The organism is Streptomyces sp. BJ20 (assembly GCF_022869105.1).
Taxonomy (GTDB): Bacteria; Actinomycetota; Actinomycetes; order Streptomycetales; family Streptomycetaceae; genus Streptomyces; species Streptomyces griseoincarnatus.
In genome coordinates this window covers 419,669-433,491 of sequence record NZ_CP094918.1, presented here as the reverse complement: position 1 = coordinate 433,491, position 13,823 = coordinate 419,669, and the positions used below count along the sequence as shown (strand labels likewise).

Sequence of the window (13,823 nt, the reverse complement as noted above, 5' to 3'; positions counted from 1 at the left end):
GACGAGACGCGGCCCGTCCACTCCCTCGGGGGGAGCGGACGGGCCGCGGCGCGTGCGGTCAGATCGCGTTGGCCCACGTCTTGAACGCGGCCTTGGTGCCGTCGCCCGCGATGCCGTCGATCGGGCCGTTGTAGTACCCGTTGGCCTTCAGGAGACGCTGGAGCGCCGAGACCGTGCCGCCGCCGACGATGCCGTCGATGGCGCCGGTGTAACCCCAGTACTTCTTCAGGCAGCGCTGGAACGCCTTCCAGCTGTTGGTGCCCAACTGGCCGTCGATGGCTCCCGTGTACCCGTGGTACGTCTTCAGCCAGCGCTGCACGTTCTTGGCCTGGGCGGAGCTCAGCCCCAGGTTGACCACTGCGAGCGTGCCCGCATCCGCGGTCACCACCCGCTCCTGGGCCGTCGCGGGAGCCGCCATGGCCGTGCCCGCGGTCGCCAGGCCGCCGGCGGCGATCCCGATGGCGGTGGTGACACTGACGAGCGTCTTCATCAGAACGCGCATTCCGTTTCCCTCCGTCGAGGTGCGATGGGCGGAACCGGTCGCGGCCGGCTCCGCATCGAGACTGCTGGGCCGACACGACGCCTCGCCACAGTTGACGCAGAAGTGACGGGCGTCCGGGACGTCCCGGCCGCTGAGCTGCTGGGACGTCGTTCGCGACGGCGGTCTCACGGGACGCCCGACGGCCGGATCCCGTACCCGGGGGCGCGCCGGGCTCCCGTTCGGGCGGCGGTGGTTGGTGCAGAATGACGCCCGGGCACGGGTGACCGCCTGGCCCACGGGGGTCCGGGATCGGCGATCCCGAACGCGAACGGGGGACTCATGTCGCGTTGGAAAGAGCTGCCCGCAGAACTGCATCCACAGGTACGGGACCTGATCGTGCGCCTGCGCCGGCTGAAGGACCGCAGCGAGTACAGCACCCGTCAGGTGGCCGCGAGAACCGGCTACAGCGCGAGGTCGTGGGAGCGCTACCTCGGCGGGCGGTCGTTACCGCCCCGGGAGGCGGTCGAGGCGCTGGCGCGGGTGTGCGGCGGCGATCCGAGCAGTCTGCTGGTGCTGCACGAGATGGCGTCGGACCGCTGGGGGGAGACACACGGAGGCTCCCCGTCCACATCTCCGCCGGCCACGGACCAGGAGCCGCCCGCGCCCGTGACACCGTGGCCGTACGAGCGCGCGATGCGTGTGGCGCTCACGGCGGGTGTGACGGCCCTGGTGCTGTCCGTCTCGGCGGTGCTCGTCCTCGCCGCCGAACTGGCCGAGGCGCGGGAGGCCGCCAGGGCCGCCCGTGCCGACACCGTCGCCGCGGCCGGAGCGACGGCGCCGGATCCGGCGGCCGTGCTGCCGTCGCTCCACACCTGCAGGCTCGCGCGGACCGACGGCCGCTGGTACGCGGGGCACAGCCGCACCCTGCGGGCCGTCGCCACCTACGGTCACACGGGACCTGTGGTGATCGAGGCGCAGTGCCTGCTGCGCCGGGCGGGAGTGTCGCCGGGGGACGTCGACGGAATCTTCGGCCCGCTGACCCGGCGCGCGGTCCGGCGGTTCCAGGACCGGGAAGGGCTGACCGTGGACGGTGCCGTCGGTCCGGACACCTGGCGGGCCCTGCGGACGTGGGGGGCGACGTGACCACCGCTCACACCCGGCTGACCACGGAGCTGCGCGCGCTGAGGGCACGTACGGGCCTCAGCTTGGCGGCACTGGCGAAGACCACCGCGTACAGCAAGTCGACCTGGGAGCGGTACGTCAACGGCAAGGCACTGCCGCCCCGGCAGGCGGTCCGTGAGCTGTGCCGGACCGCCGGCGAGCCGGAGGAACGGCTGCTGGCGCTGTGGGACCTCGCCCAGGCGGAGTGGAAGGGGAGGGCGGCGGTGGTCGCGCCCGCTGTCCCCGCTCCGGCGCAGCCGCCGCCCGTCGCGCCGGAACCGCCCGCGACATCCCGCTGGTCGCCGGGAAGTCCGGTCAAGCTGCTCCTGGTGCTGACCTCGGCGTACGTGGTGCTCGCCGCGGGCGTCGCGCTGGCGTTGCTCCTGGCGCCCCTGCGCGGCACCGCTCCCGGTGAGCCGCTGTCGGCGACCCACTCGGGCACCTCGTACGTCGTCGCGCCTCGCTGCCACGGCGCCTCGTGCGAGGGAGAGGACCCGGTCCGCATGGCCTGCGCCGTCGTCCCCGAGACGGTCTCCACGTACCGCACGGGCACCGGCGCGCTGGTGGAGGTGCGGTACAGCGAGGCGTGTGCGGCGGCCTGGGCCAGGATGTGGGGCGCGCGCATCGGGGACCGGGTGGACGTCACCGCGGGCGGCCCGGCCCGGGATGTGCGGATCGTGGACAGCGCCGACGCGGAGGCCTACGTCTACACCGAGATGACGCGGGCGCGGCCGGGCAGCGTCGTCCGCTCCTGTTTCCGGCCCGCGGGCGGCGGCGCGCACGAGTGCTTCGACGCCCCGGTCCGGCCGGACACGGTGCGGGCCGATCAGGCGTCCCGCGGCGTCACCCGGCCGCGCCCGCCGCTCAGCCACCCCGGCGCCACCCCGGCGCAGGCGGCCCGGGTGACTCAGACGATCCTGATGTCCCTCAGGCCGGAACAGCGGGCGGTCACGCCCGTTCGCGCAGCGCCGCACCCAGTCTCCGCAGCCCCTCCGCGATCTCTCCCGGCGTCTGCGTGACGAAACACAGGCGGAGGGTGGAGCGGTCGGGTTCGCCCGCGTGGAAGGGGGCGCCGGGGACGTACGCCACGTCGTGCCGGACCACCTCGGGCAGCAGGGCCGTGGTGTCGTACGAGGACGGCAGCCGCACCCAGAGGAACATGCCGCCCTCGGGACGCGACCAGGCCGAGCCGGCGGGGAGCGCGCCCGGGAGGCCGGCCAGCATGGCGTCCCGGCGCTCGCCGTAGACGCCCGCCACGCGGCGGACGTGGGCGTCCAGGTCGCGGTCGGCGAGATAGCGGGCGGCGGCGAGCTGGTTGACGGTCGGGGTGTGCAGGTCGGCGGCCTGCTTGGCGACGGCACAGGCGCGGCGGATCCCCTCCGGCGCGCGCAGCCAGCCCAGCCTCAGCCCGGGCGCCATGATCTTGGAGAGGCTGCCCAGCAGCACCGTGCGGTCCTCCGCGCCCGGGTGGGCGGCGATCCACGGCACCCGCTCCCCCTCGTACCGCAGTTCGCCGTACGGGTCGTCCTCGACGATCCACAGTCCGCGCCGCGCGGCGACCTCGGCGACGGCGGCCCGGCGGGCGGCGGGGAGGGTGCGGCCGGTGGGGTTCTGGAACGTCGGCACGGTGTAGAGCAGCTTGGGCCGCTCGCGGACCACCAGTTCCTCCAACGCCTCCGGGTCCAGCCCGTGTTCGTCGCCGGGCACCGCGACGATCCGCGCCCCGGCGAGGCCGAAGGACTGAAGCGCCGCGAGATAACAGGGGTCTTCGACCAGCACCGTGTCACCGGGTTCGAGCAGCGCCGTGGCGAGGAGGGACAGCGCCTGCTGGGAACCGGTGGTGACGAGCAGGTCGTCCGGCGCGGTCACCAGCCCGCGCGCGCAGGCGCGTTCGGCGAGCGCGGCCCGCAGCACCGGTTCGCCCTCGGTCGTCGAGTACTGCAACGCCCGGGCCGGCATCTCGGCGAACACCGCGCGGTACGCCTCCGCGATGCCGTCCGCGTCGAACAGCTCCGGCGCCGGAAGACCGCCCGCGAAGTTGATCACCTCGGGCCTGGCGGTGACCGCCAGTATGTCCCGTACGGGCGAGCCGCCGACCGCCGAGGCCCGCGCGGCGAGCCTCGGGGTGGGTGCGGGGGCGACGGGCGGCTCGGTGACGGTCATGGCACGGCTCCTGGGACTGGGTGACGGAACGTCCCCGCAGCCTAGAAAACCGCCTGCCTTCTACACGCGCCTTTCCGGAATCCGGACACCCCCACGGGTTCAGTCCAGTTTCGTCGTCCCCTCCGGCACCCAGCCGTCGCCGCCGATCGGGAACTCGTACGCCGGGCGGCCCTCGTTGCCGCTGGTGCGGAAGGGCCGGCCCTCGTCGTCGACGGTGAGCGTGCCGCTGCGGTCGCCGCTGGACCACTTCAGCTCCAGGTACCAGTCGACGTCGTACGCGGAGACGGAGGCGGTGATGTAGTACACCTCCGGGTCGGACTCGCTGACCTTGAACGGGAAGTCGCCGTTGCCCGGTTCGGGGGCCAGGGACGGCCGCGCCGAGTCCAGGGAGACGGCGAACGCCCGGGTCTGCACGCCGCCTCCGCAGCCCACGCCCGGGTAGGCCATGGCGTAGTCGTTCCAGGCGAGCGGCGCCCGCTTGCCCGCCACCCGCACGGTGAGGCCGTCGACGACCACGGTCTCGGCGCCGGTGCCCTGCACGGTGAGCCGCAGGTACTGCTGCCCCGAGGACACCGCGTCGTGCGCCGCCACCCAGGCCGCTGCGCCCTCCTCCAGCGGCGGCGGTTTCATCCCGCTCGCCGGCTTGTCGGCCAGGTACCGCTGCGAGCAGGGGCTCTCCCACGCGTACGGGTCCGCCTGCACCGTGACCGGCACGCCGCTCATCCGCCCCTCGCCGTCCGGGGCGCCGGCGGGCGCGGACCCGGCCGGCGTCCTGGCCGGACTCTTCTCCTCGGCCGGGGAGGACGGGGAGGCGCCGGCGGAGGACGACGGCGAGGAGGACGCGGAGGCGCTCTCCTCCCCGGTCACCCCGGCCGCGCCGACCGGGCGGTGCCCTCCGCCGTCGCCGTCACCGCCCGAGCCGCCACCGCCCGGCAGCCCGACGGCGAGGGCGACCCCGGCGACCACGGCGGCGACCGCGATGCCCGCGAGGACGGCGGTACGGGTACGGCGGCGGGCGGGGGCGGGAGTCGCCGTGTCGGGGGCGTCGGCGTGCGTGGGGGGACTCGACGGCGCCCCCGCTCCGGAGGGGCTGGTATTCGTTGGGCCAACCGGGGCGGCGGAGGGTGAGTCGACCGACGGCGCATCGGCCCGCGGCCCGTCCGCCGAGGGTGCGTCGGCCGGGGACGCCTCCGCCGGAGGCGCGGCCTCGGAAGCCACCTCTGCAGATCGCGTACCCGAACCCGCCTGCTGCGAAGGCGTCTCGGCGACAGCCGCCCCCTTCCGCCCCCGCACCGCGTCCGCCAGCACCCACCGCCGGTGCAGCTCGACGAGTTCCTCGGGCCGCGCCTTGCACAGCCGGGCCAGCCGCTCGACCGGGGCGTAGTCGGCCGGCACCGCGTCCCCGTTGCAGTACCGGTGCAGGGTCGACGTACTCATGTGGAGCCGCTTGGCGAGCACCCCGTAGCTGAGCCCCGACCGGTCCTTCAACTCCCGCAGCAGCGCGGCGAAATCCGCCGAGGCCGTCTGTTCCGACACCGTTCCTCCACTCCCCCGTGTCCCGTTCCACCGTTCCAGGGGACGGCCGTTCCCCCAGGTCGGAGCGGTATGAGCGTTCCAGCATCCCGGAAAGCCCGTCGGTGGTGGCGGCCGGGACGGGTCACACCGCACGCTCTGGTCATCCAAGCACGCCGCTCCCGCCGACCGGTCGAGCGGCTGCGCCAAGTCCCTTCCGATGACAAGGAATCCGCCATGCGCACCTCTCGCCTTCAGCTGCTCGCCGCCGCCGGTGTCACCGTCGCCTCGCTCGCCCTGACCGCCTGCCAGGACGGCACCGGCACCCGCGACGAGGGCGCGTCCGCCTCGCAGCCCGTCGCGTCGACGCCCTCGGACGCCTCCTCGCAGGCGCCGGAGGAGTCCGCCTCGGGCAGCGGCGGGAACGGCTCCACCGCGAACGGCTCCACCGGGTCCGGCGGTGACACGGCCGGCTCCGGCGAGAGCGGCAGCGGCAGTAAGGGGTCCTCGGCCGGCAAGGGCTCCGCCCCGGGCGGGTCCGACGACGCCCCTGCGACGTTCAACCCCTGCAACGGCTCGAACACCTCCGTCAGCGCCGCGCCGGTCTCCCGCCCGGTGAACCACATGCTGATCACGGTGAAGAACACCGGCTCGAAGAACTGCGACCTGACCTACTACCCGGTGCTGCGGTTCGACGAGATGCAGTGGGTGCCGCAGCCGGTCGAGGAGTCCAAGCCGCAGGCCGTGGTCACCCTGGCGCCGGGCGAGTCGGCGTACGCGGGCGTGCTGCTGTCGGCGGCCGACGGCAGCGGCTCGGGCGGCGCCACCGGCAAGAAGCTCACCGTCGGCTTCCAGGGCCGCACGCCGAACAGCGACGGCGGCCCCGCCGCGATCCCGTCCCTGCCGGCCGCGGGCGTGTACTACGACAGCAGCCTGACGGTGACGTACTGGCAGTCCTCGGCGGACGACGCGCTCACCTACTGAGCGGCTGCCGTCACCGGGCGGAGTTCAGCTGCTGGGCCACCTCGGTGGCCCAGTAGGTGAGGATGCTGCGCGCGCCGGCGCGGCGGATGCCGGTGAGGGACTCGAGGATCGCCTTGTCGCGGTCGATCCAGCCCTTCTCGGCGGCGGCCTCGATCATCGCGTACTCGCCGGAGATCTGGTACGCCACGACGGGCACGTCCACCGCGTCCGCGACCTTGGCGAGGACGTCGAGGTAGGGGCCGGCCGGCTTGACCATGACCATGTCGGCGCCCTCCTCCAGGTCGAGCTCCAGCTCGCGCATCGACTCGCGGAGGTTGGCCGGGTCCTGCTGGTAGGTGCGGCGGTCGCCCTGGAGGGAGGAGCCGACGGCCTCCCGGAAGGGGCCGTAGAAGGCGGAGGCGTACTTCGCGGTATACGCGAGGATCGCGACGTCGTCGCGGCCGATCTGGTCGAGGGCGTCGCGGATGACGCCGATCTGCCCGTCCATCATCCCGCTCGGGCCGACCACATGGGCGCCCGCGTCGGCCTGGACCTGCGCCATCTCGGCGTACCGCTCGAGGGTGGCGTCGTTGTCGACGCGGCCCCGCTCGTCGAGGACGCCGCAGTGGCCGTGGTCGGTGAACTCGTCGAGGCACAGGTCGGACATGACGAGCAGGTCGTCGCCGACCTCGGCGCGGACGTCGCGCAGGGCGACCTGGAGGATGCCGTCCGGGTCGGTGCCCGCGGTGCCGGCGCCGTCCTTCTTCGACTCCTCCGGCACGCCGAACAGCATGATCCCGGAGATGCCGGCGGCCACGGCCTCGGCGGCGGCCTTCTTCAGGCTGTCGCGGGTGTGCTGCACGACGCCCGGCATCGACGAGATCGGTACCGGCTCCGCGACGCCCTCGCGCACGAAGGCCGGGAGGATGAAGTCGGCGGGGTGCAGGCGGGTCTCGGCGACCATGCGCCGCATCACCGGGGAGGTGCGCAGACGCCGCGGGCGCGTGCCGGGGAAGGATCCGTACGTCGTCATACCACCTACGCTACGCCCGCCCCGCCCGTGCCTTTGCCGACGCACAGTCGGCGCGGACGACGCAGTGGCCGCGCCCGCCTGCGGCGCCCTCACCCACACCCCCTGAGCCGGCGCGGGACCCGTCGGATACGGTGCTCGTCTTCCGCGGACGTACTCCGCGGCCGTACGACAGAGGGGGCACCGGACCCGTGCACAGCGCCGCCGTGACGACCGAGGGCGACCGGATCCGCTGGGCCGAGCTGCCGGGCGGGGACCCGGCCCGCGTCTACGTCCACGGACTGGGCGCCACCTCACCGCTGTACTTCGCCGAGACCGCCGTGCACCCGTTGCTGGCCGGGCGCCGCTCCCTGCTGATCGACCTGCTCGGCCACGGCCACAGCGACCGGCCCACGTCGTTCGCCTACACGCTGGAGGACCACGCGGACGCGCTCGCCGCGGCGCTGCGCGCCGCGAAGGTCACCGGCGCCGAGGTGGTCGCGCACAGCATGGGCGGCGCGGTCGCCGTCGTGCTTGCCGCCCGCCACCCGGAGCTGGTGTCGCGGCTGGTCCTCGTCGACGCCAACCTGGACCCGCTGACGCCGGAGCGGGGCGCTCTCGGCAGCCGGGGCATCGCCGCGTACGGCGAGGAGGAGTTCCTCGCGGGCGGCTGGCGGGAGGTGCGTGACCGGGCGGGCGAGGCCTGGTGGGCGACGATGCGTCTGACGGGCCTGGAGGCCCTGCACCGCAGCGCCGTGCATCTGGTCCGGGGCACGACCCCCACGATGCGGGAGCTGCTGCTGGACCTGCCGGTTCCGCGCACCTTCCTGTATCCGGAGCCCGACGGCCCCTTCCCGGGCGCCGCGGACCTGGAGGCGGCGGGTGTCCGCGTGGTCCCGGTCCCGGACTGCGGCCACACCATCATGCTGGACAACCCGGGGGCCTTCGCCCGCGCCACGGCCGAGGCGCTGGCCTGACGTCTTCGACGCCGAGCCGCTCCCCCCCCCACTGAACGCACGTTGTGGACCTGTCCGACGGCCCCTCTTTGGCTCTGTCCACCGGTCCATGACGCCGCGAGGCTGGGAGAACACCGACGTTCCCCCGGAGGTCCTCTTGAGTCTCGCGTTCCTGCTGGCCGCCCTGGCGGTGGTGGTCACCCCCGGCACCGGCGTGGTCTACACGCTCGCCGCCGGCCTCTCCCACGGCCGGCGCGCGGGCCTGGTGGCCGCCTTCGGCTGCACGCTCGCCGTCGTGCCCCATCTGCTGGCGTCCGTCACCGGCCTCGCCGCCCTGCTCGCCTCCAGCCCGCTCGCGTACGCGGTGGTGAAGTACGCGGGCGTCGCCTACCTGCTGTACATGGCGTGGGCGATGCTCCGCGACAAGGAGGCGTTCACCGTCCGCCCGGAGTCCGAGCCGCGCCCCGCGCTCCGCGTGATCACGACCGCGGTGCTGATCAATGTGCTGAACCCCAAGCCGACGCTGTTCTTCGTCGCCTTCCTCCCCCAGTTCGTCCCGGCCGGCTCCACCGACTCCCTCGGCCTGATGCTCCAGCTCGGCGGGGCCTTCATGGCGCTGACGTTCGTGGTCTTCGCCGCCTACGGGGTGTGCGCGGCAGCGGTACGGGACCGTCTGCTGGCCCGCCCACGGATCACCACCGGCCTGCGCGCCGTCTTCACGGCGAGCTTCGTCGGGCTGAGCGCCCGGATGGCGGTGGCGTGATGATTCTCCGGCACGCGAAGGAGGTCCGGGCCGCCCACCCGGACCTGGCGGCGGGCGCGCTCCACGCCACGGGCGTCGACGGCACGGCGGACGTGGAGGCGCGCGTGGCGGAGTACACCTCCCGCGCCCTCGCCCGGCTCGCCGACGACCCCGAGAGCCGGTTTCCCGAAGTGCTGGCGTGGCGACGGGCGTTCGCCCGCACGGGGCTGCGTCCGACGCAGTACCGCTGCGCCTCCGAGTCCCTGCTGCGCCGCCTGCGCAAGGAAGGCTCCCTGCCCCGCATCCACCCGGTCGTCGACCTGTGCAACGCGGTCTCCGTGGCGTACGCGGTGCCGATCGCGGTGCTCGACGTCGACCGGATCACCGGCCCGCTGCTGGAGGTGCGGCCCGCGCGCGGCGACGAGGAGTACACGACGTTCGACGGCCGCACCGAGCACCCGGCCCCCGGCGAGGTGACGTACGCCGACTCGGCGGGACGCGCGCACGCCCGCCGCTGGACGAACCGGCAGAGCGGCCACTCGGCGGTGAGGGACGGCACGCGCCGGGTCCTCGTGGTGGCGGAGGCGATGCACGAGGGCGGGGCGGACACGGTCGCGCGGGTGCTGGAGACCCTCGCAAAGGAGCTGGGCGCGCGCCGGCCGGTCACGCCGGTGACCGCTCTGCTCACCGACGCGGCACCGGAGTTCACGTTCGGCGACGCCGCCCGGGTCCCGTAGCCGCGCATGGCACCATGACGCGGGTGACCGACAGGGACGGCACGGCAGCCCCGCACGGCTCGGACTTCCTGCAACTGCGGGCGGACGACGTGCCCGCGGACGGCAAGGCCGACTGGCTCGCGCGGCAGGTACGGCTGGCGATCACCGGCCGCCGGCTGACCGTGGGCAGCCGGCTCCCGGCCACCCGCCTGCTCGCCGCCGAACTGCGCGTCTCGCGGGGCGTGGTGACCGAGGCGTACCGCAGGCTCGCGGAGGACGGGCATGTGGAGGGGCGCCGACGCGGCGGCACGGTCGTGGTCGCGGCACCCCCGCCGCCGCTGCCGTCCCGCACCCGACAGCCCCCGTCGGCGGGCCCGTTCGCCGGCTCCCCCGACTCCCGCGTCTTCGACGCGCTGCGCGCCGCCGACGCCCGGATCGACCTCACCCCGGGCCGTCCCGACCTGTCCGCCTTCCCCCGCACTGCGTGGCTGCGCGCCGAACGGGCCGTGCTCGCCGAACTGTCCAGCGCGGACCTGGGCTACGGCGACCCGCGCGGCGCTCCCCGGCTGCGCCGCGCGGTCGCCGACTGGCTGGCGCGCAGCCGGGGCATCGCGGTCGACCCGGACGGCATCCTGATCGTGGCGGGCATCGCGCAGGCACTCACCCTGCTGCACCCGGTGCTGCGCGCGGACGGGATCACGGCGGTCGCGGTGGAGGAGCCCGGTTCGCTCGGCACCCGCCAGCATCTCGCGCACGGCGGCCTGTCCACCCCACCCGTCCCGGTCGACGCACACGGCCCGGACGTCACCGCCCTGCGCGCCACCGGCGCCCCGGCGGTGCTGCTCACCCCGGCGCACCAGTTCCCCACCGGTGTGGTGACCAGCGGGGAGCGCCGCCGCGAGCTGCTGCGGTGGGCGGCGGACGGCGGGCTGATCCTGGAGGACGACTACGACGCGGAGCACCGCTACGACCGCCCGCCGGTCCCCGCGCTGCGCTCCCTGCTCACCGACCGCCTCTGCTACATGGGCAGCGTCTCCAAACTGCTCGCCCCCGCCCTGCGCATCGGCTGGCTGCTCCCGCCCCGGCGGCACCTGGAGGCGCTGACCGACGCGAAACGCTTCACCGACCTCGGCAGCGCGGTGCTCCCCCAGCTCGTCCTGGCCCGGCTGATGGAGACGGGTCAGCTGGAGCGGCACCTGCGGCTGCTGCGCGCCCGGCACGTCCGCCGCAGGGACGCGGTCATCACCGCCGTCCGCGAACACCTCCCGGGCGCGGTCGTGCACGGCGCGGCGGCCGGCCTGCACCTGACGGTGACGTACGCGCCGGACGTCCCCGACACCGAACTTGCCGCCGCCGCCCTGGCCTTGGGCGTCAAGTGCCACCCCCTCTCCTGGCACCGGCAGCTCCCCGGCCGCCCCGGCCTGGTCCTCGGGTACGCCGCCGACCCGCCCGGCACCCTCACGGAGGGTGTGGCGCTGCTGGGCAAGGCGCTGGGCACCCTGGCGTGAACCGACGCCCCGGCCGAGCAAAAGCCTCTGAACTCCCTCAAGTTGCTTCACCGGCCGCTGCCGGGGTGCGTACGGTCGAAAGGACGAGTACGGGCGTATGGACGTTGGTGCGACGGCAGGACAGGGGAACGCTGTGTCGATGGAGCACATCGCCGTGGTCGTCCTGGCGGTCGAGGTGGTCGTCATGGTGTCGGCACGGGTCGGCACCGAGCGACGCCACTGGGCCCACGCCAGGGGACGCGGCCCCACCCCGCAGCCGCGGGAGGACCTCACCTTCGTACCGGCGGCGCTGTACGGGATCGCCGCGGCGGCGATGGCGGTCGGCGCCCTCATCACGTCCGTCGAACCCACCCCCGCCGCGCTCGCCACCGTCGCGATGTTCGGCGTGCTGCTGCCCGCGTTCACCGCGAACGCCGTGCTCCGGCTGTCCACGCGGGGCGGCCGCAGGGCCCTCGGCCCGGGCCTGCGAGGCCTCGCCGCCACGGTCGCCGCGACGGGCGGTCTGGTGTCGGTCGGCCTGATCTGAGAATCGGGTCCGCCGGCCGCTCCGGACCCGCTATGATCCCTCGGTCAGCCTTTGGCGCGCCCCGGCAGGGCAGCCCGAAGGCTTTTTTCATGCCTTCCGACGCCACCAACACCCCTGATATCCCACCCGGTTACCGAGCTCTCCTCCGCAACCGCGAGTTCGCCGGCCTGTACGCCGGGTTCACGCTCACCGTCGGCGCGAGCACCCTCTCCGGCTTCGCGCTCGGCACGCTCGTCGACCGGTCGACCGGCTCCCCGTTCCTCACCGCCGTGAGCATGTACGGCGCGACCTTCGCGACCGTGCTCGGCGCGACCACGCTGATGTCGGTCGCGGACGGCAGCCGTCCGCGCCGCACCCTGGTCGCGCTCCAGGCCGTCGCCCTCGCGGGCGCCTGCGCGCAGGCGGTCCCCGGCATGCCGCTCGCCGCCCGCTTCGGGCTGCTCCTGCTGCTCGGCTTCTTCCAGTCCCTCAACACGGGAACGCGCATGGGCCTGCTCGCCGAGGCGGTGCCGGCCTCCGCGTACGTCCCGGCCCGGTCACTGATGAACATCACCGCGGGCGGCACCTCCGTCCTCGGGTTCGCGCTCGGCGCGGTGCTGCTGCGCCACCTCACCCCGCAGGGCCTGTTCCTCGCGGCGGCCGGGCTGACGGCGGCGGCTCTCACCGTGACGGCGGCGACCGTACGGGAACGCTCCATCCGCCCGCCCCGCCGCCCCGGCCTGCGTGAGACGTGGACGACCAACGGGGCCCTTCTCTCCCGTGGCGGCCCGCGCGCCCTGCTTCTCAACCTGTGGGTGCCCAACGGCCTGATCGTCGGCTGCGAGGCCCTGTTCATCCCGTACGCCCAGCAGGACGCCGGCCTCCTGCTGGCCGCCGCGTCCGGGGGGATGCTCCTCGGCGACCTGACGGTCGGCCGCCTGCTCTCCACCGAGTGGCGCCGCCGCTGCGCGTTCCCGCTCCGCCTGCTGCTCGCGGCGCCGTACCTCGTCTTCGCCCTGCACCCGCCGACGGCCGTGGCGGCGGTCGCGGTGTTCGTGGCGAGCGCGGGCTTCGCGGCCACGCTCCCCCTCCAGGAACGGCTCCTCGCCCTCACACCCGAGCAGGTGCGCGGCCAGGTGCAGGGCGTGGAGTCGGCGGGCCGGATGACGTGGCAGGGCATCGGCGCGGCGGTGGCGGGCGGCACGGCGCAGTTCCTCTCCCCCACGGTGACGATCACGGCGCTGGCAGCGGTGTCGGTGTGCGTCACGATCGCCTCCCGCCCGTACGTGAACCGCACCCGTCCCCTGAAGGTCGCACCCGGGTCAGAGCGTCGGTGACTTGGCAGCCGGTGACTTGGCGGCTGGTGACGCTCATCCCCTCACCCTCGGCAGCCCCGGCGGCGAGCGCAGGAGGCGGAGGAACCGGTCGAGCCGGCGATGCCGGCCGAGGGGGCCTTCCAGGCCGACGACGGCCGGCGCGTCACCGGCCGGCAGCCCCCGGAGGGCCTCGCCGTGCGTCCGGTCGCCCCGCCCTGACCCCCACTGTCGGTGTGCGCGGCTACGGTGCCGCGCATGACCGACACCTCCGGCGACGACCGCCGCCTCCCGCCCGCCCTGGCCGAACTGGCCCGCACCATCGACTACGCCGACGGCGAGGGCATCGACTTCGAGCCCTACGACGCGTTCGACTCCGCCGAGGCGACCACCGAGTGGCTGCGCCAGTGGACGGGGAACTCCGAGCTGGACGGCGACGCCTTCCGCGTGTTCGGCCAGGACGGCACCGGCGGCCTCGCGGCCCTCTGGCGGGTGCGCACCGGACGGCCCCTCACCGAGCAGCCCGTGGTCTTCCTGAGCTCGGAGGGCGAGCGCGGGGTCGTCGCCGGCAGCCTGTCCGACTTCCTGTGGGTGCTTGCGGAGGGCATCGGCCCGCTGGAATCCGTCCTGTACGACGACCATTCCCCGCGTCCCGACGGTGCCCTTCCCGCTCTGGCCGCCCGCCACGCCACGACCCCGCGCCGCCCCGCCCGCACGATCATTTCCGAGGCTCGCGCCGAGTTCCCCGCCTTCGACGAGCACATCGACGCCCTCTGCCGCTGACCTCGACCGCG

14 protein-coding genes are annotated in these 13,823 nt (G+C 74.6%); 10 read left to right on the top strand and 4 right to left on the bottom strand.

Annotated features, from left to right (window positions below):
* Positions 1–58: 58 nt before the first annotated feature.
* On the bottom strand, positions 59–502 hold the full coding sequence (locus MTR79_RS02075; protein WP_086699513.1) for a peptidoglycan-binding domain-containing protein: 444 nt from the start codon (positions 500–502) through the stop codon (positions 59–61).
* A gap of 318 nt (positions 503–820) precedes the next feature.
* On the opposite strand from MTR79_RS02075, the gene MTR79_RS02070 reads away from it, so the two are divergent.
* On the top strand, positions 821–1,624 hold the full coding sequence (locus MTR79_RS02070) for a peptidoglycan-binding protein (RefSeq protein ID WP_244788936.1): 804 nt from the start codon (positions 821–823) through the stop codon (positions 1,622–1,624).
* The gene (locus MTR79_RS02065) at positions 1,621–2,661 is read left to right on the top strand and encodes an XRE family transcriptional regulator (protein WP_244788934.1); all 1,041 of its coding nucleotides are present in this window, start codon (positions 1,621–1,623) and stop codon (positions 2,659–2,661) included. The genes MTR79_RS02070 and MTR79_RS02065 overlap by 4 nt, the downstream gene beginning before the upstream one ends.
* On the opposite strand, the gene MTR79_RS02060 is transcribed toward MTR79_RS02065, so the two are convergent.
* Together MTR79_RS02060 and MTR79_RS02055 are read right to left on the bottom strand one after the other, a co-directional pair.
* Positions 2,591–3,805, bottom strand: a complete 1,215-nt coding sequence (locus tag MTR79_RS02060) for a PLP-dependent aminotransferase family protein (RefSeq protein WP_086699510.1) — start codon at positions 3,803–3,805, stop codon at positions 2,591–2,593. The two genes, MTR79_RS02065 and MTR79_RS02060, sit on opposite strands and share 71 nt — an antisense overlap.
* Before the next feature lie 99 nt (positions 3,806–3,904).
* A complete protein-coding gene (locus MTR79_RS02055) occupies positions 3,905–5,341 on the bottom strand; it encodes a helix-turn-helix transcriptional regulator (protein WP_244788932.1) in 1,437 nt (478 codons plus the stop codon).
* 213 nt (positions 5,342–5,554) lie between these two features.
* Between MTR79_RS02055 and MTR79_RS02050 the strand changes: the two genes are divergently transcribed.
* Complete coding sequence (locus MTR79_RS02050) at positions 5,555–6,301, top strand: DUF4232 domain-containing protein (protein WP_086705371.1); 747 nt, start codon at positions 5,555–5,557, stop codon at positions 6,299–6,301.
* A 10-nt stretch (positions 6,302–6,311) separates the two neighbouring features.
* On the opposite strand, the gene hemB is transcribed toward MTR79_RS02050, so the two are convergent.
* A complete protein-coding gene (hemB, locus tag MTR79_RS02045) occupies positions 6,312–7,313 on the bottom strand; it encodes a porphobilinogen synthase (RefSeq protein ID WP_086705370.1) in 1,002 nt (333 codons plus the stop codon).
* Between the two features lie 188 nt (positions 7,314–7,501).
* Here hemB and MTR79_RS02040 point away from each other — a divergent pair, with 188 nt between their 5' ends.
* The 7 genes from MTR79_RS02040 to MTR79_RS02010 all read left to right on the top strand — a co-directional run bounded on the left by MTR79_RS02040 (position 7,502) and on the right by MTR79_RS02010 (position 13,812).
* Positions 7,502–8,266, top strand: a complete 765-nt coding sequence (locus MTR79_RS02040) for an alpha/beta hydrolase (RefSeq protein ID WP_244788930.1) — start codon at positions 7,502–7,504, stop codon at positions 8,264–8,266.
* 136 nt (positions 8,267–8,402) lie between these two features.
* The gene (locus MTR79_RS02035) at positions 8,403–9,008 is read left to right on the top strand and encodes a LysE family translocator (RefSeq protein WP_244788928.1); all 606 of its coding nucleotides are present in this window, start codon (positions 8,403–8,405) and stop codon (positions 9,006–9,008) included.
* Positions 9,008–9,724 (top strand): phenylalanine--tRNA ligase beta subunit-related protein, encoded by a 717-nt coding sequence (locus tag MTR79_RS02030; protein ID WP_189365550.1) that lies wholly within the window; start codon positions 9,008–9,010, stop codon positions 9,722–9,724. Before MTR79_RS02035 ends, MTR79_RS02030 begins: the two co-directional genes overlap by 1 nt.
* Positions 9,725–9,738: 14 nt before the next feature.
* Positions 9,739–11,211 (top strand): PLP-dependent aminotransferase family protein, encoded by a 1,473-nt coding sequence (locus MTR79_RS02025; protein ID WP_244788926.1) that lies wholly within the window; start codon positions 9,739–9,741, stop codon positions 11,209–11,211.
* 139 nt (positions 11,212–11,350) lie between these two features.
* Positions 11,351–11,737, top strand: coding sequence for a hypothetical protein (locus tag MTR79_RS02020; RefSeq protein WP_244788924.1), 387 nt, complete (start codon positions 11,351–11,353; stop codon positions 11,735–11,737).
* Positions 11,738–11,826: 89 nt separating this feature from the next.
* Positions 11,827–13,053: a hypothetical protein gene (locus tag MTR79_RS02015; protein WP_244788922.1), complete on the top strand. Its 1,227-nt coding sequence runs from the start codon at positions 11,827–11,829 to the stop codon at positions 13,051–13,053.
* 234 nt (positions 13,054–13,287) lie between these two features.
* Positions 13,288–13,812 (top strand): SMI1/KNR4 family protein, encoded by a 525-nt coding sequence (locus MTR79_RS02010; protein WP_244788920.1) that lies wholly within the window; start codon positions 13,288–13,290, stop codon positions 13,810–13,812.
* Positions 13,813–13,823 lie beyond the last annotated feature (11 nt).